We start from the raw sequence: 20,558 nt of genomic DNA, 5'->3' as shown, positions 1-20,558 counted from the left end.
GTTAAAATGAATCCCTCTGCGTTTAGATTTACTGCTATTGCAACCTTACTACTCGGCTCGGGCACTGCCATTGCCGAAAACATAATTGACGATCATATTGTTGTAAGTGGCTCGCGCTTTGAGCAAAAGCTTAAAGATGTTACAGGCTCAGTTACTGTTATTACCGAGCAAGACATAGAGCGTCAGCTAGCTGTAGATTTACAAACCATGTTTAAGTACGACCCAAGCATTGCAACGACAGGCAGTGGCGCAGGCGCGCAAACACTTACAGTACGTGGTGTTGGTGGTAACCGGGTTGTATTTATAAAAGATGGCCGACGCACCAACGATGGTTATGCAGGTGGAGGGGGCTATTTAGTTGGCCGTAATTATTTTGACGTAGCAGGTGTAAAACAAGTAGAAGTAGCCAAAGGTGCTGCATCGTCATTATATGGCTCTGATGCACTTGGTGGCATTGTGGTTATAACCACTAAAGATCCTAGTGATTATTTAAAAAATAACAGCAGCTTTGTAAAAATGGCGCTTGGGTATCAAGGTCAAAGTAATCAAGTTGCCGCCGATATTACTGCGGCAAAAGACTTAGGCGACTTTGCAGTAAGCGCCGTGTATAGCCACCGCGATAGCGAAGAAGTACAAAACTATGACGAAAATTTACCCGGTTATGATGCTAAGTCGGATGCTTTATTAGTTAAATTTGAGCAACAGCTTGATGAAAAACGCACACTTAAATACACCCTTGATTACTTTAATCAAACAACTGAGCAAGTAATAACCCCCGCTGTTCAAGAAACCGAAGAAGATGACACGAGTTGGTCACTGGCGCTCGATTACCATTCAGAAGTAGCAACCGCCGCGTTTGATAAATGGTATGGGCAAGTGTCTTATAGTAGTTACGAGCAACAAAGCGATCAAATTAGTGGCGCAAGCACCTACACCGATTATAACGACTATCGTTTTGAGCAAAATATTTTAGGTTTAAAAGCGGTATTTAATAAAGGGTTTAACGCAGAGAGTGCCGATCATGAAGTGGTATACGGGATTGATATAGACTTATACGACACCACCCGCCCACGTTTTAAAACCCGTATTTTAGCCGATGGCACTGTTGATTTTACAGATCAAAAACAAAAAGCATTTCCGGGGGCTGATACCTCTTTAATTGGCGCTTATGTACAAGATAGTATTTCGTTTAATAATAGCGCGTGGTCAGTTATTGCGGGTGTGCGATATGATTACTACACCCTAGAGGCTAAAAATGATGAGCTATACGCCGATGCGCAGCTTGGTGATATTACCGAATCTGCTTTTTCGCCTAAGCTAGGTGCTATATACCAAGTGGATGATAACTTGTCGTTGTACGGGCAATACGTACGAGGCTTTAAAATACCACCACACGACCAAGCCTATCAAAGCCACGGCGTTGAGCCGTTTTATCAAATATTACCAAACGCCGATTTAGACCCTGAAAGCAGTGATTCGTTTGAGCTTGGGCTAAGATACGCCAGCAGCGATATTAGTGTAAATTTAAGTGCTTTTTATGCAGCATACGATGACTTTATAGAAACCGCCGTAGTGGGTGTTGAGCCAACGTACATTCCTGGCGTAAACAAAACGCTGTATCAGTACCAAAATATTAGCGAAACACAAATAAGCGGTGTGGAAGCAGGAATTGCCATGTATGTAGCTGAAAATATACTACTAGAGGCAAACGTGGCTTACGTTGATGGTGAAAATAAAGAAACCGATCAGCCTCTTACCAGCATTAGCCCGTTAAATGGCTCAGTATTGTTAAGTACAGAACAGGGTAATATTAACTGGACCGCCGCGTTGCGTTTGGCTAAATCGCAATCGGATGTAGTACTTGATACAAACGGTAATAAAACTACGCAAGGACATGGCTACGGCGTTGTTGATTTATACGCAAACTACGAATGGCAAGCGTGGCAGCTAAATGTAGGTGTACTTAACTTGCTCGATAAAGAATATGTACCTTTTGAGTTGATTGCAGGTCAATCACAAGGTGCTGATTTTAGCCAATACACCCAACCTGGGCGTAACTTTTCAGCCAAAATAAGCTATGAGTTTTAATTAGCTCCTAGAAAATTAAATAGCAACAAACGCTGCATGAAGCTGCAGCGTTTGTTGAGTTTATTTTTATGATGACACCCAACCTAATTTTTTATTTATTGATTCCTAGATTCTAATTGGAAGTGCACCACCTAATTCATTATGGCTAAAGTACAAAATTAACGGTGGGTGTCATCTCAAAATTTAATCTTAAAATTTACTAAAAACAAAGTAACACTTTATAAGCCAGCGATTTAAAGCCAAAATCACTGGTTTTATAAATTAATTAACTGCAAAGTCTTTTGTTTCTAAATAGCTTGGTACGGTTTTAAAACATGCCTCTAGTTTGCTTTTAAGCGCAGTGCTTATCGAAGCATCACACTTCAATTTCCCGTTATATTTACTCATAGTAAGCGGTACTAAGCTTAACGAGTCATAGCTTGGCTTGCTTTGTATTTTATGAATTACTAAACCTTGCTGCTCTGTTAGCTTTATTAATGTAAACACATTTTTTTGTGCTTGATTAGTCGTTATTTTTTCAACATATAGCGGGTTTTTAAAGGTTAGCTTTGTAGTAAAAAGTGCGTTGCCACCGCGTTCAAAATGGCCGTTAAATACAGTTACATTTAAGGTGGGTGTCTTTTTATTTATTAATAAATTTAGGTCAAATTTGGTTGGTAAAATAGTGATCTGTTCTTGCTCGTCTGCTGCTTTATTTAAAATATTTTTGATTGTTTTTAAGTGGGTGTCATCCGTAGTTACTTCATACACTATTTGGTAGTTGTGTGGAGGGGCGTATAAAGGCATGTGGCTGGCAAGTACTTTATCGCCGGCTAAAATAAGCGCCATCCCATGGAAGCCATTATAGCTGTGGGTTATGTGTGAATTGTGTTGAGGTGTATTTGCGTGCGCTGCACTCGATAATAAAATAAAAAATAGCAGTATGTGTTTCATGTTAGTGCTCAAAAAATATATATAGCGCCACTATAAGCTGATTTTTATATACAAATAATCGATAATAAGTGATTAGTTGTTTCCTTTTAGTTAATACGGTTTGGCGCTATGCATTTAGATGACATTGAAAAAGTAATTCATATGGCGGGTTCGCAAAATCTGCATACAACCGCTAAGCACTTTAATATTACCCCAGGTGCGCTGTCTAAAACGCTAAAAAAGGTTGAGGCAAATTTAGCCACGGAGCTGTTTAACCGTGTAGGTAAAACCTTAGTACTCAATGATAAAGGCAAAGAGTTTGTTAAGCACAGTAGCGATTTAGTTCATAATTACCAGCAGCTTACTAGCCGTTTTAAAAGCGATAATCATAAATTTAATGCGGTTATTGCAGGCCCTGCCATTTTACTCAAAAGTGGCGTTAAAAAGCTGCTTACACCCCTTAGTAACCTGCCTTGCTCGGTGCGTATTAATAATATATTTGAAGATGAAGCCATAAGCCAAGTTGCATCAGGTTCGGCGCATATTGCGCTAGTTACTCGCGAGGCATTAAACAACAGCTCACATACTAATTTAGTGGCGGTTGACGTATTTAATACTGAGTTTAGTGTAGCTGCGTCTCCTTCACATCAGCTAGTACAAAAAGGCTTTTTAACACTCAATAAAAACCAATTACTACAGTTGTCTTTTGCATGCCCGTTGTTTTCACCACTGTGCGGCCTTGAACAAGGTATTGGCTCCGACGGTTGGCAAGATGAAATAGCCCCGCGCAATATTGTATTTAGATGTAGCGATTACAGTGCACTAATAGAGGTGATACAAAGTGGCTTGGCGTTGGCATATTTACCAAATTTCGTGATTGATGATTTAGGGCTTAAAAAATTAACTGTAAAGGGGGTTAACAGTCGCTACAGCGAAGACATAGTAATGATTTACAAACCATCAAAAGCTGATGGCTGGCTTAATAAACTCATGCACTCTTTGTAGAGAATTTATCAATTTAAGTTCAATGTAAAGTATTACTTAGCTAAGCAGTGGTTAGCTAATATCAGCAACAATGCACTGATTACGGCCATGTTCTTTTGCATGGTAAAGTGCTTTGTCAGCACATTTGTAAACTTGGTCTATGTCGTTACTGTGCTCAGGACTAAAAACATCAAACTAAGTGCATAAAAAAGGCCAGATGCAAACGCTACTGGCCTTTCATTAAAACCGTCATGTATTTAGAGATGACGGGATGTTATTTAAACTTATTTACTTACGTTTTTACGGCGTCTATTAAACCATACTAGTGGAGTAAGTAATAAAGCTATAAAGCCAAAACTACCACCACCGCTAGATTTTGATTCAGTTACAGGCACTGTTGCTACCGCTTCATTTTTTACCATTACAGTACTTTGTTGAGTCACAGTTGTTACACCATCACTTACGGCAACTTCAAAAACAAGCTCTTCATCTGCAGTAATAGCTGCAGGTGTGAAGCTTAAAGTTTCAGTGTCAGTACCAGTGAGCGTAGCAGCACTACCGCTAACCTGAGTCCAAGCATAAGTTAGTGTTTGACCATTGCGATCTGTAGCTGTTGCTGTAATTGTTCCTGTAGCAGATTCAGTAATTTCCGCCGATGCACTTTCGACTAAAACAAGTGGGGCTGCGTTATCACATGCTAGTGAATCACCCGCTACAAGCTCTGAAAATACAGGAGATAAAACGTTAGACATAGTTAGGTTATCAATCCACCAACCTAAATCATCAACTGCGCCATCTGATGAGATTCTAAAGCGCACTTTTACTAAGTTGCCGTTTAGAGCATCACCAAAGTTGATTGTTTCATAATTACCATACGCGCCACTATCTTGTACGTTATTACCTGTAAAAGTTTCACGTTCTTGAAGTTCTTGCGAATCATTTTCGATTAGAACAGCGTCATAGCCAACATCAAATGTGCCGCCAATTTCAGTAGCATCAACCCAGTCACCGCCATTAACACTAACTTCTACAACACCACCATCCCAGTTTTGCTCAATACTATAGAAATGCCAAAATGAGATTTCAAAGTCGCCTGAGTAACCAACTTCGAATGGCTTACTCTCTATTGCTACATCTGATTGGAAGCCATTATTTACAAGGCGCATTGCCTGTGTGCCTAGCTCAAACCCACCTTGTTCAAAGAAGGCAATATTACCACTATTATCCATAACCTGAGTGCCAACAGCTAAGTCACCGCCAAACATTACGTTTTCTTTTAAATCTAATAGTGATGAACTTGCTACTTCCATATCATCTGAAACTACAGCTCCAACAGGCATTTCTGACTTAAAGCCCATATTTACTTCAAACGTAAGTGTTTGATCAAGTGCTTCAACGATATCATCGTCCGTTTCAATTTCAGGGAATGTGACTTCAATTTCTAGTGTTTCAGCTGTACCCGCTTCGTTCAAAGTAACTTTAATATCGTTACTAGTTATTGCTTCGTACGGTTGAACTTCACCAAAAGTAAGTAAACCATCATTTTCAAATGTTACATCATGATCGCTTATAACAGTCAGTTGTGCTGTTGTACCACTAAGTACTTCACTACCACGGTTAGTAATTGTTACGCTAACCGTACTCGTTTCGCCTTTATCTAAAATATTGTCGTTAGTACAAAAACCAAGCTCTGTACCATTGTACATGTTGTTTAAGTCAGCACTTGCAAATGCATAGCTAGAAAGCTGTGTTTTATCTGATTCAACCACACCAGTAAGGTCATTACTGAAACGATCTGGCGATACTGCGCCAAGACCCATACCACGTTTAGCAAATGCACCTACCATTAATTTGTAATCAGCAGGGTCTACTGCATAGGCAGCAGCTAAAATAGCATCACGTGCTTCAGTGTAGGTTGGTGCTATAGGTGTTAATTTGTAACCTGCAACTAAGTAATCTGCCATTCGAGTTTGTGCTTCATTAAAGCCATGCTCGTTAATAAGCGCTACGTAGTTTTCCCATAATACAGTTGCCCAAATTTCGCCGGCAGCATGAGGAGAAGCCACGCTTGTTGGTGATATACCAATATCAGCACCAGCATTTTCAGTAATATGGCGGAACGACAATGCATTTACATCTGTATCAGTTGAATAAGGAAGACGACGAATACCGAAGTAGAAGTCTTCTACAAATGTGCCGCTACCATATGCTTTTTGGAACTTATCGTTACCTGTAATATTTATATCGCTTTCTTTAGCGATAAACATTAATGAGTGGAAATCGCCCCAGCCTTCGCCCATTGCGCGGCCTTGGAAGTTAATAAGGCCTGATGAATTACCGACTAAGCGGTTACTAATATAGTGACCCCATTCATGAGCAATAATACCATTATCAAACGTACCATCTTTTAATGTTGCTTTTGTAAACATGTTTACAGTAACAACTTCACGAACATCAATTAGGTCATACATTGCATGACCATCAGCGTAATTTAAACCCATATTTGGAATGGTTACAGTATCGTCTTCACCGCCCATTGGTGCCGGTTCTGCCGTATCTGGGTCATTATTAACAACGATAGTTGCTATTGCGCCTGCATCTTGTGCATTTTTTACTTTAACTGTAAAAGCACATGAACCACGGTCTACAATTGCAATTTTTCCTGCTAGTTCAGCTGCATTTATAGCAGGCTCACAACCATCATTTACACTTGTTGAATCTACTGTATTTCCATCATCTAAACGAACAACTTCTGCAGCCACGTCACTGAATTGGTATTTACCAAAGCCCGATTCTTTTGTTGAAGCTAAAAGACCTAAAGAATCATGTGAAGTTACTGTAATACCAAAATCTACACCAACAGTGGCATCTTTACTGTTGTACAAGTACATTTGCATACGTGGACTAGCACCATCAGCTGGCGTAGACATATTTGCGTTATTACGACCTGAGTTATCTTGAGCCTGTGCTTCAATCGGGTCACCTTCTACGCCGCCACGACCAAAGTTAGATACCTGCGCTACATTTGACGTTTCATCAAAGCCATGGTCATAGAAAAAATCATGTAAAAAGTTATTCATGTAAAACAAGTTAACAATAGCCGCTTTACGGTTTGCGTAGCTATTTGCGACTTCATCTACTTGATAAGGGTAGTCAAATGTGAAGTCTGCTGTTGTTTCAGCAGTAAAGTCACCTTCACTAAAGTCTTGAGGTGCAACCACATCTGCGTAAGCAAATACGTTATTACCTGATGTTGTTGTTGCGTCATCAGCTAACCATGGGTCCATTGTGCTTAGTTTGCTGTAGTAAGATAGAGATACCATTGGCGCATCTAAAATCTCAGTCTCGTCTACTTGTCCTGGGCCATCTGCAGGAATTACGTCACCGTGCGGGCTTTCCATTGGGTAGCCATCTTGGTTTGCGTAAACACGGTAATTAAAGTCAGCTGCATGAGATTTCAAATCTTTCGCAAAATATACTTTGCTGTTATTTGAATCTACTACGTAGCTAAAGTAGTCACTTTCTAAAGAGCCAACTTCTGCTACTTCTACTTCAATGTAGTAAGCTGATTTAAGCTCGCCTGCAACTTCAAAAAACACTTCTTTTGCACGTGGTGTACCTAAAACAATCTTAGAATCATCTAATGATTTAGCCTCATATTTTGCATATCCACCTTCGTTACCAATTTTACGAAGTGAGACATCAATATTTGCTAATTCACTAAATGCTTTTCTTATGCTTTGCTCAGAGCTTACAAAACCAGTTAACGCAGCAAGTTTATTTTTAGATGACGACGTATCAGCAAAATAACCCGAGCTTGCTACTAAGTTGTACTCTTTATCCATTAACAAGTTGTATTCGCGGTTAAAAACTTCAACACCGTTTACTTGTTGTTTGTATTTTGCACTAATAGAACCGCGTTTTTGCTCTGATAAATCAACCATAACAGCAGAAGATGCTGTTGCTTTACGATTACTAATACCTGTTAAAGTTTCAATATAAAAGTCAGCAGCATATTGATTACGGTTATCAGCTGCGATTAAAGCCATGTCAGGCTTACGCTGACCTATTGCTTGCCATAAAAATGTTGCTTTACCCATTTGTGCATCGTAAATTGATTTTTGACCCGAAACAGTGGCGCGTTCGGCTAAGGTTTTCTGCTGAACAGCAGCTAAAGAAGTACCCTGAGTAACTGCATTTGTTGCACTTACATCATAAAATCGAGTTTGTTCAGCGGCCGTTAGCTCACCTGCTGCTAATGTAGATGTTACAACCATGGCAATAGTTGTTAATTTAAATTGAGACATGTATCCACCTGTTTGTATTTATTATGTTTAACACTTAATGTTTTTAAATTGATTGTTTTATGTAAACGCCTAGTTAAGTTGTTAATATACAGGCTTGAATAAGGCTGAATAGCTTTAAATTTAAAGAAAAGTAAACAAAGGTAAACGAATGCAAAAAATAATTTTTACAAGTGCAGTGCCAATAATCGCAGCTTTATTACTATCTGCATGTAATAACAGTGAAAAAACAGAGGTTAACAACTCTCAGGCACAACCTAAAACAGCAGAAATCATTATAAAAGAACCATCTAAGAACCAGAAAAGTGACACTATTTTCCCTAAAAAAGAAAGTAGTCAAGGTGTTATTAAAAATGCATCTAAAAGCATAAATTCATCGGGTGATAAACTTATCTTTAACTCTGAGCAGTTATTTAAAGGCGACGTTATTTATAATCAGAACTTAAAACAAAAAGGTGTAGTAACAGGTACTCTTACCATTACATTAAATACCGATTCTGTGCCTGATGAGTTAAAAAATAATTATGAATTAATCAAGTCAACAGCTCACAATTACACATTACTTGTTGAAAAAGGTGTTGATATTGCAGGATTGTCTAGTGCTTTAAACAGCTATAAATCAGTGACCAATGTAGAAATTGCAATTAACTATTCACCTATCGAAACACACTTTTAATCAGCAACAATGCACTGATTACGGCCATGTTCTTTTGCATGGTAAAGTGCTTTGTCAGCACATTTGTAAACTTGGTCTATGTCGTTACTGTGCTCAGGCCAAGTTGCAATCCCAATTGAAATTGTTATAAAGCCGATAGTTTCCATATTTGTAGACTCAACAGTTTTACGTAGTCGCTCTGCTATTTTGAGCGCACTTTGGCTGTTTTCATTAGGCAAGACAAGTACAAATTCTTCACCACCTATACGTGCTACGATATCGTCTTTTCGAGATAATTTTTTGATAATATCAGTAAGCGATTTAAGAGCTTCATCTCCTTTATCATGGCCAAAGGTATCGTTAACTCGCTTAAAGAAATCGATGTCTATCTCTAAAATAGCAAATGGAGTTTGCTTAAACATCAATTGGTTTAATAAACCGTTTAAACTCCTACGGTTATGAGTATCAGTTAGGGGATCTGTTTGCGCATCATGACGAAGCTGACCTATCTGCATTTGCAAAGTATTAACTCCATTGAGCATTGCAATTTTTAGTCTTTGGCTTTCAAAGTACCAAGATTTAACACTTTTTAGCTCTTCAATACTTGTTGGATCGTCAAGTGTATTTGCTTTGTCTGCTAGTTGTTTTAAAGGTCTAGAAATTAAGTGAGCAAAAAAACCTATTAAAAGAAACGTAATAACAGCCATCGGTAATGTACGTTTTATTACTTCAGTTATGAGTAAATCAAGTGACGAAAGCGTTGCTCTTACAGGGCGCTGAGCGACAATTACCCATTTTGCTTTAGGCACGGAGGAAAAGCCTGCTAGCATTTCTATCTCTTGGCTATTTTTAACAATAGAAGTACCGCTTTGGCCTGTAATCATATTATTAGTGATGGAATTATTTGTGACGACTGTCCCTATTAGTGCCTGATCTGGGTGATAGAGAATTCGCCTACTGGCGTCGACCACATAAATATATGTTCCACCCTCATAATAATGCTGCTCTAATAAGCTATTTAAAATATTACGCTCCTTTAGATAAAGAGAGCCACCAATATAACCAAGGTAATCTCCACTTTTATCAAACAAAGGATGAGAAATAAAAACAATAAAGTTCCCAGCAGCCGACATATAAGGCGCGCTGATTAATGGTCTTTTTTCTTGTAGCGCTTGTACAGCGCCAGGTGAGTGGATTGATTCACCAATAAGTTACGGAAATTTAGGAGAGGTTGCGACAACAACACTATGCTTATTAATTACAACCGAGTTAAAGCTATTCGTTTGTAAGTGTAAGCGGGTCGCTTCTTGGTTTAATAAATCTTCATCATCAACTCTTTGCTCTATTTTTTTAGCTGAATAGGCCAGTTGTTGCATTGCGGATTCTAAAAAATTATCTGTTGCGGATGCCAGTTTATTGGCATAAGCATAGTTACTTTTTAGCGTGTAAGCTGTTAACTGCTCTTTTTGTACTTGGTAGGTAGAATAAAAGCTACTTACTAAAGTACTAATAGAAGCCGTAATCGCTAAAAGCAAAATAAGAAATCGAAGATTTAAGGCCGTTAATAATTTTTTTTCGCAAACGTATGCCATCCTAAGTACAGGTATTCAGTACCCGAACCTATAATTGTATATAAAGCCCGCAATTATACCCTCTTGAAAATTTATTATCTAATATTAACAAAGCCACAAAAAATATAACTAAATATAACTTTTCGCTAGTTGCAAGATTATGAATTTTCTTTAAATTTTACAATACGTTATTGGTTCCTCTGCAAAAAATCCTTCTTTTGCAGTTACCTCAAAAAGTAGTTAAGCTGCTTACACTTATCTACTTTTTAGCTTTGGAGTGTGTTTTGCTAAATAAGTGTATTGTATCGTCTATCGTTTTTTTATCTGGGTGCTTAATGCCATTACAATCCTCGCTTGCTAAACCCGTGCTTTCTCTTGAACAACAACTTGGGCAAAAGCTAATACTCGACTTTCGTTACTTCTGCCAGCAAGGAGTTAGTAATAAATGCCGAACTCCAATGACCGAGTTACCTAATGAACTCGCTACCGCTATTGCAAAATACGATATTGGTGGGGTAATTTTATTTTCTGAAAACACTCAATCGATAGAGCAAACAATTGCGCTTAATAGCCAATTGCAAACAGCTGCAAGTAAATCCAGTAGTAAGCTGCCGCTATTTATATCAATAGATCAAGAAGGCGGACGTGTAGCGCGTTTACCACGCGATGTTGTCACCTCATTTACCGGTAATATGTCGATTGGCGCAACCTACAAAAAACACGGTACAAGCTTTGCGACAAAAACAGCAACAGTAATAGCTAAAGAGCTAAATTCGCTGGGTATAAATGTAAACTACGCGCCCACGGTTGATGTAAACATGAACCCCGATAACCCTGTTATTAACGTTCGTTCGTTTGGTGAAAACCCAGCATTAGTGAGTAAATTGGGCGCCGCACAGGTTGCAGGATTTGAAAGCAATGGCGTGATTACCTCGTTAAAGCACTTTCCGGGTCACGGCGATACAAACGTAGATAGCCATACAGGCTTGCCTAAAGTAAACCATGCAAAAGAAGTTATTTACGAGCAAGACCTAGCACCGTTTAAACACATTATCGCCAAGCAAAACCCAGGTATGATAATGACGGCGCATATTCAATACCCAGCGCTTGATAGCACAACGTTTATAAGTGTTAATGGCAAAACTATGGTAAAACCAGCAACAATGTCGCGCGCAATCATTACTGATATTTTACGTGGCGAGCTTAATTACCAAGGAGTTGTAGTAACTGATGCGCTTGATATGGCTGGTATTAGTAACTTCTTCACACCAACTCAAGCGGTAATAAATACATTTGCCGCTGGAGCTGACATTGCCCTAATGCCTATTGAAATTAGAACACCAGATGATTTAAATAAACTCGATGATCTTATTAAAGAGCTTATTGCAGCGGTTAAATCAAACCAACTTGATGAGCAAGAAATAGCACAATCGGCACAGCGTATAATTACACTTAAAAATAAATTTAGATTAAGCACTAATTTTGACCCTATTACCGCGCTCATAAATGCAAAGCAAACAATTGGCAGTGCAACACATCGTGAAATAGAAGCGCAGCTTGCTGTAGAGGCAATAACGCAGGTTAAAAATAATAACAGTACTTTGCCACTTAATTTAAAAGCAGGAAGTAATGTTCATATTATTATGCCCGACACGCGTAAATGTATGGCAATGCAGCAAGCAATTGAAGCTATCAGCCAGCAAAAATTCACTTATAGCTGTAGTAGCTTACAAGGGTTCGACCCTGCACTCGCAAAAGCACAAATACACGCTGCTGATGTAGTTATAGCCGGCAATGCAACACCTAATCAAAGTGCGGTAGAAATTGGCGGTATGGATGATTTAAAAGACGACCCTAATTTTGCACTTAATAATGCAGAGCAACCAAAAGCACTTGAGTCATTATTAAATATGGCAAAAGAGAAAAACAAAAGCACTGTTTTTATAAGCCTAAGAGCCCCTTACGACATTGCTAAATTTGGCAATTATGCAAATGCCGTACTTGCATCGTATGCATATAATATTGATGTAGATAAAAACGATATTGTATCTGGTCCTGCTTTTACCGCACTTGCAAAAGTGTTACTAGGAGAAGCACCGGCTAACGGCGTATTACCTGTCACAATAAAACCGCAAAAGGCGCACTAATATGAAGCTCAATTGTGATTTAGGTGAAAGCTTTGGCGCATGGAAAATGGGACTAGACGATGACGTTATGCCACATATTGATATGGCTAATATTGCGTGTGGGTTCCATGCAGGTGATGCCGACGTAATGGCAAACACTCTTATACTTGCCAAGCAAAATAACGTACTAATTGGTGCTCACCCAAGCTACCCAGATAAGCAAGGCTTTGGTAGGCGCTCAATAGTACTTAGTGAAAAAGAGCTTACAAATTGCCTGCATTATCAAATAGCCGCTATTGAGGGCATGGCAAAAGTGCAAGGTTTGACACTTAGCTATGTAAAACCGCATGGCGCACTTTATAACGACATGATGGCAAATGATCAAATATTACAAACCGTTATAAATGCAATTGCCAGCTACCCAACAGATTTAAAACTAATGGTTTTAGCGACTAAAAATGCCAATAAGCACATTCAAATAGCTAAAAGTTTAGGAGTTGAGTTAATACTAGAGGCCTTTGCAGATAGGCAGTACACCGACGATGGGCATTTAGTGTCGCGAACACTTGAGGGCAGCGTTCACAACAAAGCCGCATTACTAGAGCAAGTAACTCAGCTTTTATCCGATGGTAGTGTAACAACACGAACAGGAAAAAAACTAACGCTCAACGCCCATAGCTTATGTGTACATGGCGACAACGCTGATGGCATATCACTTATAAAAGATATAAAAGCCCTGTGTAACTCAGCCAATTAGGCTTTCCACACAACCTTAAATTATAAGCTGTAAAGCCCCTTTACAGCTTTAACTCATAGAGTTAAATAAGAGCTTCATCGCATCCTACTGTTAATTTAATAATCCCTAACATATAACTACTTAGAAAATTAAAAAAGTAACAACAGGGATAAAAATGAAAAAGTTTTTAACACTTAGCCTCGTTTTAGGCTGTAGCAATTTAGCCTACGCTGAAAAAAATACACTACAACTGCAAGATGTATTTAATTTAGAATATGCCAATCAAATAGATATAACCGAAGACGGTAAAACTGTTTATTTTGTGCGTAATCGCATGGATATAAAAACAGATCGTAAAGTGGGGAATATTTGGTCTGTTGATTACAAAACCAAACAAATGCAGCCATTAACCTCTGGCGTGCACATGGATTACTCGCCAGTACTCTCTCCTGATGGCCAACGCCTTGCGTTTATATCAACCCGCGATGGCAGCAGCCAAATATATATTAAATGGCTTAAAACAGGTGCTATGGCAAAAATAAGTAACTTAACAAGTAGTCCTCGTTCGATTACATGGAGCCCTGATTCCAACCAATTAATATTTAGCATGTTTGTTCCAAGCGCTAATTCAGCACCAGTGAGCTTACCAGGTAAACCAAAAGGTGCAACGTGGGCAGAGCCTGCTAAATTTATTGATGATGTTTACTACCGTTCAGATGGTGGCGGTTACACACAAAAGGGCTTTAGCCAATTATTTTCCATAGATGCTAACGGTGGTAATGCCAAACAACTCACTCATGATGAGTTTGATAACGCGGGCGATGTAAGTTTTAGCAACGATGGTAAGTCGCTTTATTTTTCTGCAAACAGGCACACAAACAACCAACTAAAACCCACAAACAGTGAAATTTATAAACTCGATTTAGCTTCGCAAAATATAACAGAAATTACCGATAGAAATGGTCCTGACGAGCAGCCTAAAATCTCTCCCGATGGTCGTTACTTAGCGTACACAGGTTACGATGATAAACGCACTAACTACGAAAACGCTCAGCTTTATATTCGTGATTTAAAAACAGGTAACACAGTTAGCTTAACGCCGAATTTTGACCGCAGCGTAGGTCAAATAAAGTGGAGTGCAAACTCCAAAGGCATATACTTTAGCTATGCAGATAAAGGCCAAACTGCCCTTGCGTATCAACCACGCAGTGGCAAGCGTAAAATAATAACAACCCAAATTGGCAGCGTTGCATTTGGTCGCCCTTATTCTGGTGGCGACTTTGATGTAAGCGAAGATGGCGAAATAGCCTTTACCCTTGCAGATACTCAGCGCCCTGCTGATATAGCAACAATTAAACGCGGTAAAGCGCAGCGTTTAACTACCCTTAATGCTGATGCTCTAGGTGATAAAGCTTTGGCTAAAGTGGAAGAAATTTGGGTTAAATCAAGCTACGATGAACTCCCTGTTCAAGGATGGATTGCCTATCCGCCAGGTTTTGACAGCAGCAAAAAGTATCCGTTAATACTAGAAATACACGGCGGCCCTGTCGCTAATTATGGGCCGCATTTTAGCGCCGAAATTCAACTGTTTGCAGCCAAAGGTAATGTCGTTTTATACATGAACCCACGTGGTAGTGATTCATACGGTAAAGAGTTTGCACAAACTATTCATCATAATTACCCAAGTAACGATTTTGACGACTTAATGACGGGCGTTGATGCGCTAATAGGGAAAGGCTTTATCGACGAGTCTAAATTGTTTGTAACCGGTGGCTCTGGTGGCGGTGTATTAACAGCTTGGATTGTGGGTCATACCGATCGCTTTGCTGCGGCTGTAGTTGCCAAACCGGTTATTAATTGGATCAGTTTTGTACTAACTGCCGATTTTTACCCGTTTTTTGCTGATTACTGGTTTCCAGGAAAACCATGGGATCACATTGAGCATTACATGAAACGCTCGCCTATCAGATATGTTGGAAACGTTAAAACTCCTACTATGTTGCTCACTGGTGAATCTGACTACCGTACACCAATTTCAGAAACTGAACAGTTTTATCAAGCATTAAAACTACAAGGTGTTGATACTGCAATGGTGCGAATTCCTAATGCTTCACATGGTATTACAGCTCGCCCATCAAACTTAATGACCAAAGTTGCTTATATTCAATGGTGGTTTGATAAACACACTAAATAACCTAAAATTAGTATAACATTTATTGCTCAAATAAAAGCCACTTTAAATAAGTGGCTTTTATATTTATCGCCGTAGTATTCAAACTGTAAACCCCCTTTACACTTCTGTGACAGTTAAATATCGGACTTAGCTAAAACTTCAGTTAGTAAAATTTCGGTTTATAGCATTTTTTGTAACTTGAGTTGGTAAAAAATCGGTTTGAGTCACTGTTTATAGCCTCTAAGTTAGTAAAATTTTGTTTTATCGCACGGAGAAGTTAGTAAAAAATCGGTTTATAAATTCGCTAAGTTTGTCTATTAAAGCAAAAATCAGTCACTTACCTGCCTTTTAAAGTTGTTGTAAACGCTTTTTACAGCAAAATCACCCCAAATATGCCGTTTTATGAAAGGTTAGTTAAACTCTGATCTGTAAATTCACTCAGGTAGTTAAATAGTGATCCAACATGATTTGGCAAGGGCGTGTTGAACTTTGGTGGGTTAATTTGCAGCAGTATGTTTGGTTTTTAGGCAAGGCGGAGCTTATGTAGTGTGGTTATTCCCCATGAATAGGCGATAACGTAGCATAAATACCAAACATGCGCTGCCCTTTGGGTTCTTTCTAGGGACGATAAACTCTTTGTTGCTCGGTTTTTACTTAGCCCACTAGGTTACAAACCTCGCGCCGCGATTTAATCGCCCCTAGTTTGAACAAATTTCAATCCACAAAGATAAACACGCCCTAGTTAAAGTCTGATCTGTAATTGTGCTTCAATGTTTTAACTTTGTTTAAAGCAATAAAAAAGGGCCTATTGGCCCTTGAGTAACACTATCTAGTTAGGAATTAAAACTGGTTCATGGTGTTATCTTCACCACCGGCTTTTAGCGCGTTATCACCAGAGAAGTATTCTTTGTGTGTATCGCCCATGTTAGACCCTGCTAGGTCTTGGTGCTTAACAGAAGCTTGCTCACGGCGAATTTCTTGGCGTTGTACATCACGTACATAAGCCAGCATACCCATATCGCCAAAGTAACCTTCTGATAAAATATCAGTGCTTAGCGCAGCTGTATGGTACGTAGGCAGAGTAATTAAGTGATGGAAAATACCTGCTTCACGTGCGCCATCGCGCTGGAAGTTTTGCACTAGTAAATCGGCTGCTTGTGCAAGCTCTGTTGCATCCATTTCTGGTGCCATAAGGCCTTTATTATCGCCAAGGCTTGGGTAAGCACTAAGGTCACGGCCTGCTTCTTCCCACTCCTGATATACTTGCTCACGAAACTTAAGCGTCCAGTTAAACGAAGGCGAGTTGTTGTATACCAGTTTTGCATTTGGCACGTGTTCTTTTACACGATTCACCAGTTCTGCAATTTGTTTAACATGTGGTTTTTCTGTTTCAATCCACAGTAAATCAGCGCCCGACTGCAAGCTAGTAATACAGTCTAATACTACGCGGTCTTTTTCAGTGCCTTCGCGGAACTGGTATAAACCGTTATCTAGGCGAGTTGGTTTACATAACTGGCCATTAATTTTCATTGCCGTGTCGCCTTCATTTAAGTCATCAACACCGTTAATGGGCGTGGTTTCTAAAAATGCATTGTATTGGCTTGCTAAGTCTCCTGGTGTTTGCGAAACAGGTACCTTTTGCGTAAGGCTGGCACCCAATGAATCTGTACGTGCCACAATAATACCGTTATCAATACCTAGCTCTAAAAAGGCGTAACGTACTGCGTTAATTTTTGCTAAAAAATCTTCGTGTGGAACGGTCACTTTACCCGCTTGGTGACCACATTGTTTAGCGTCAGATACTTGGTTTTCTATTTGAATGGCACATGCACCGGCTTCAATCATTTTTTTAGCCAGTAAGTAAGTTGCTTCTTCGTTACCAAAACCGGCATCAATATCAGCAATAATTGGCACAACATGGGTTTCAAAGTTGTCTATTTTATCAATAACAGCTTGAACATCGCCGCCGTTCGCTTTTGCTTCATCTAGGTCGTTAAACAAGTGATCTAGTTCACGTGCATCAGCTTGCTTTAAAAACGTGTAAATTTCTTCAATTAGCGCAGGTACCGATGTTTTTTCATGCATGCTTTGATCTGGCAGCGGACCAAATGCAGAGCGAAGCGCTGCAACCATCCAGCCACTTAAGTATACATAGCTGCGTTTAGTTGTTTTTTGATGGCGCTTAATAGCCATCATCATTTGTTGGGCAGTAAAGCCATGCCAACAGCCTAAAGATTGCGTGTACTGGCTTGTGTCGGCGTCATATGCAGCCATATCTTCACGCATTACGTCTGCTGTGTATTGCGCAATTTCAATCCCTGTACGAAAACGGTTTTGTAAACGCATACGGCTTGCGTATTCAGGGTTAATAGCTTTCCATGCGCTGCCTTGTGTTTGGCAAAGAGTAGAGAGTGTGTCTGTTTCGCGTTGATATGTTGTCATAATAAAATCCTTCGAACGAGTGTGTAAATTATTTTAATGTTGTGAGAGTGGCTAGGAGTGTGTTCCGTAGCGCTTAATTCAACATTAGGCTCCTTTTCTAGATTTAGTAAATTTATAGTTGTTATTGTGGATATACATTTTGTGAATAGCTAAAAAGCACTCAACATTGCCTTTTTGAGTTATTGTTGCCTTACGCACAAGCACACAACAACATCGCGACCGTTTAAAGGAAGGCAACTATGTCCCACACTCTCACACATTCAGGACTCAGCGTAGATACACAACTCGCTGATTTCGTTAAAAATCAATTGCTACCAGGCACTCACTTAAGTGAGTCACAATTTTGGCAAAGTTTTGCACATATCGTTCAAACACTTACCCCTATTAATAAGGCACTGCTTGAAAAGCGAGAGCTGCTTCAACAGCAAATAGACGACTACCATCTTGCTAATAAAACCTGGGATAGCGCTAAATACCAGGCCTTTTTGCAAGATATTGGTTACTTAGTAAAAGAGCCTGCCAACTTCGAAATTGAAACCCAAAATGTAGAGCCCGAAGTGGCCCTTACAGCAGGCCCTCAGTTAGTTGTGCCTGTAAGTAATGCACGCTTTGCACTTAATGCCGCTAACGCACGCTGGGGCTCGTTATACGACGCTTTATATGGTACTGATGTGTTAAGCGAAGATGACGGGGCTGAAAAAGGCAATACCTACAACCCTGTTCGTGGTTTTAAGGTAATGGCCTACGCTCGCCAGTTTTTAGATAAAGCATTGCCGCTGACCAATGGCTCGCATATAGAAAGCACGAATTACTCAGTAGTAGATGGCGCACTTTTAATTACCTTGCGTGACAGCTCTCAAACCACATTAGCTAACCCATCTCAGCTTATTGGCTATCAAGGAGAAGCACAAAACCCAACTGTAGTGTTATTAAAAAACAATGACTTACACATAGAGCTACATATCGATCACCACCACATTATTGGCCAAGCTGATAAGGCTGGTTTAAAAGATGTAGTGCTAGAGGCCGCTCTTACCACCATTATGGATTGTGAAGATTCAGTAGCTGCGGTAGATGCAGAAGATAAAGTACAAGTTTATAAAAATTGGCTTGGGTTGATGCAAGGTAACTTAGTTGAATCGTTTAAAAAAGGCGATAAAACTGTTGAGCGTACCCTGCAAAGTGATAAAACATACACCGCACTTGATGGCGGCACCGTTACTTTAAAAGGCCGTAGCATGATGTTTGTAAGAAACGTTGGCCATTTAATGACGAACCCTGCTATTACCGATGTGTTTAATCAACCGGTGTTTGAAGGCATTATGGATGCGATGTTTACAGCCACTGCTGCCCTGCACGACCTAAATAAAAAAACAGGTATCAAAAATTCAAGCGCGCAAAGTATTAATATAGTAAAACCCAAAATGCATGGCCCAGAAGAGGTGGCATTTACTAACACTTTATTTAGCTTAGTAGAGGAAGCGCTAAGCTTACCTAAAAACACGCTTAAAATGGGTATTATGGATGAAGAACGCCGCACTTCTGTAAACCTAAAAGCCTGTATTTGTGCAGCCAAAGAGCGTGTTGTATTTATAAATACTGGATTTTTAGACCGTACCGGCGATGAAATTCATACCTCTATGCAAGCGGGCGTTGTGCTTCCAAAAGCACAGATTAAGCAGCAACCATGGATACAAGCTTATGAGGATCGCAACGTCGATATTGGCCTTGCTTGTGGCTTAAGTCATAAAGCACAAATAGGTAAAGGCATGTGGCCAATGCCAGATAAAATGGCATTAATGATGGAGCAAAAACAAGCTCACCCTAAATCAGGCGCTAATACTGCATGGGTGCCCTCCCCTACAGCCGCTATCCTGCATGCAATGCATTATCACGATATAAACGTATTTAATGAGCAGCAAAGTATAGCTAAACGTACTATTGCGAGTCTTAATGACCTGCTTACACCGCCGCTAATGGCAGACCCTAAAACGCTTTCAAAAGAAGATATTCAAAGTGAGCTAGAAAATAACGCACAAGGTATTTTAGGTTACGTTGTACGTTGGATTGATCAAGGCGTAGGCTGCTCAAAAGTACCTGACATTAACCATATAGGTTTAATGGAAGACAGAGCCACACTGCGTATTTCAAGCCAGCATATGGCTAATTGGTTGCTAAATGGCGTGTGCTCACAAGCGCAAATAAAATCAACAATGGCTAAAATGGCCAAAGTGGTTGATGGACAAAACGAGCATGACACTGCGTATACACCTATGGCAACAAGCGAAGAAACCCTTAATAACAGCATTGCCTATCAAGCCGCTACGGCATTAGTTTTAGAGGGCGTAACGCAACCTAGTGGTTACACTGAACCACTACTACATAGCTACCGTATAAAATATAAAGCACAAAAGTCGAATACGCTTTAACTGCTTAATCAAAGTTAAAATTAAGTACTAAACCAGCTTAAAAGCTGGTTTTTTATCGCCTAAAATTAGAATAACAGCACTTTTAAGGCATTTTAAATGTATATAGATAATACACATGAATATCTAACATTTATTCAA

At 39.5% G+C, this 20,558-nt stretch carries 10 protein-coding genes and 2 pseudogenes; 7 read left to right on the top strand and 5 right to left on the bottom strand.

All coding sequences use genetic code 11. From position 1 onward, the window contains the following. Nucleotides 1–6 precede the first annotated feature (6 nt). The gene (locus H5126_RS13570) at nucleotides 7–2,088 is read left to right on the top strand and encodes a TonB-dependent hemoglobin/transferrin/lactoferrin family receptor (protein ID WP_182711978.1); all 2,082 of its coding nucleotides are present in this window, start codon (nucleotides 7–9) and stop codon (nucleotides 2,086–2,088) included. A gap of 261 nt (nucleotides 2,089–2,349) precedes the next feature. Here the strand turns inward: H5126_RS13570 and H5126_RS13565 are convergent, their stop codons facing one another. Further along, nucleotides 2,350–3,021, bottom strand: a complete 672-nt coding sequence (locus H5126_RS13565) for a hypothetical protein (protein WP_182720234.1) — start codon at nucleotides 3,019–3,021, stop codon at nucleotides 2,350–2,352. A 108-nt stretch (nucleotides 3,022–3,129) separates the two neighbouring features. Here H5126_RS13565 and H5126_RS13560 point away from each other — a divergent pair, with 108 nt between their 5' ends. Continuing rightward, the gene (locus H5126_RS13560) at nucleotides 3,130–4,005 is read left to right on the top strand and encodes a LysR family transcriptional regulator (protein ID WP_182711976.1); all 876 of its coding nucleotides are present in this window, start codon (nucleotides 3,130–3,132) and stop codon (nucleotides 4,003–4,005) included. A gap of 51 nt (nucleotides 4,006–4,056) precedes the next feature. Here the strand turns inward: H5126_RS13560 and H5126_RS21730 are convergent. Together H5126_RS21730 and H5126_RS13550 are read right to left on the bottom strand one after the other, a co-directional pair. Beyond that, nucleotides 4,057–4,164 (bottom strand): annotated as a pseudogene (locus H5126_RS21730) (hypothetical protein); the annotation flags it as partial. Between the two features lie 104 nt (nucleotides 4,165–4,268). Beyond that, the gene (locus H5126_RS13550) at nucleotides 4,269–8,291 is read right to left on the bottom strand and encodes a rhombosortase-dependent M36 family metallopeptidase (protein ID WP_182720235.1); all 4,023 of its coding nucleotides are present in this window, start codon (nucleotides 8,289–8,291) and stop codon (nucleotides 4,269–4,271) included. A 148-nt stretch (nucleotides 8,292–8,439) separates the two neighbouring features. Between H5126_RS13550 and H5126_RS13545 the strand changes: the two genes are divergently transcribed. Beyond that, nucleotides 8,440–8,964 carry a hypothetical protein gene (locus H5126_RS13545; RefSeq protein ID WP_154902851.1) on the top strand — a complete coding sequence of 175 codons (525 nt, stop codon included), beginning with the start codon at nucleotides 8,440–8,442 and terminating at the stop codon, nucleotides 8,962–8,964. On the opposite strand, the pseudogene H5126_RS13540 reads toward H5126_RS13545, so the two are convergent. Continuing rightward, nucleotides 8,961–10,535: pseudogene (locus tag H5126_RS13540) on the bottom strand (diguanylate cyclase). The gene H5126_RS13545 and the pseudogene H5126_RS13540 sit on opposite strands and share 4 nt — an antisense overlap. Nucleotides 10,536–10,849: 314 nt before the next feature. Between H5126_RS13540 and H5126_RS13535 the strand changes: the two are divergent. From H5126_RS13535 to H5126_RS13525, 3 genes are all read left to right on the top strand, one after another. Continuing rightward, nucleotides 10,850–12,661: a glycoside hydrolase family 3 protein gene (locus H5126_RS13535; RefSeq protein ID WP_182720236.1), complete on the top strand. Its 1,812-nt coding sequence runs from the start codon at nucleotides 10,850–10,852 to the stop codon at nucleotides 12,659–12,661. Nucleotide 12,662: 1 nt separating this feature from the next. After that, a complete protein-coding gene (locus H5126_RS13530; RefSeq protein ID WP_182720237.1) occupies nucleotides 12,663–13,397 on the top strand; it encodes a 5-oxoprolinase subunit PxpA in 735 nt (244 codons plus the stop codon). Nucleotides 13,398–13,551: 154 nt separating this feature from the next. Then, entirely contained in the window at nucleotides 13,552–15,570 is a 2,019-nt protein-coding gene (locus H5126_RS13525) for a S9 family peptidase (protein WP_182720238.1), read from the top strand. Between the two features lie 819 nt (nucleotides 15,571–16,389). Here H5126_RS13525 and H5126_RS13520 read toward each other — a convergent pair. Continuing rightward, nucleotides 16,390–17,991 (bottom strand): isocitrate lyase, encoded by a 1,602-nt coding sequence (locus H5126_RS13520; RefSeq protein WP_002959200.1) that lies wholly within the window; start codon nucleotides 17,989–17,991, stop codon nucleotides 16,390–16,392. A gap of 239 nt (nucleotides 17,992–18,230) precedes the next feature. Here H5126_RS13520 and H5126_RS13515 point away from each other — a divergent pair, with 239 nt between their 5' ends. Further along, on the top strand, nucleotides 18,231–20,420 hold the full coding sequence (locus H5126_RS13515; RefSeq protein WP_182720239.1) for a malate synthase G: 2,190 nt from the start codon (nucleotides 18,231–18,233) through the stop codon (nucleotides 20,418–20,420). Nucleotides 20,421–20,558 lie beyond the last annotated feature (138 nt).

It is taken from the genome of Pseudoalteromonas sp. SG45-3 (assembly GCF_014164075.1).
In the GTDB taxonomy this organism is placed as follows: domain Bacteria; phylum Pseudomonadota; class Gammaproteobacteria; order Enterobacterales; family Alteromonadaceae; genus Pseudoalteromonas; species Pseudoalteromonas distincta.
This window is presented reverse-complemented; position numbering and strand designations above follow the sequence as displayed.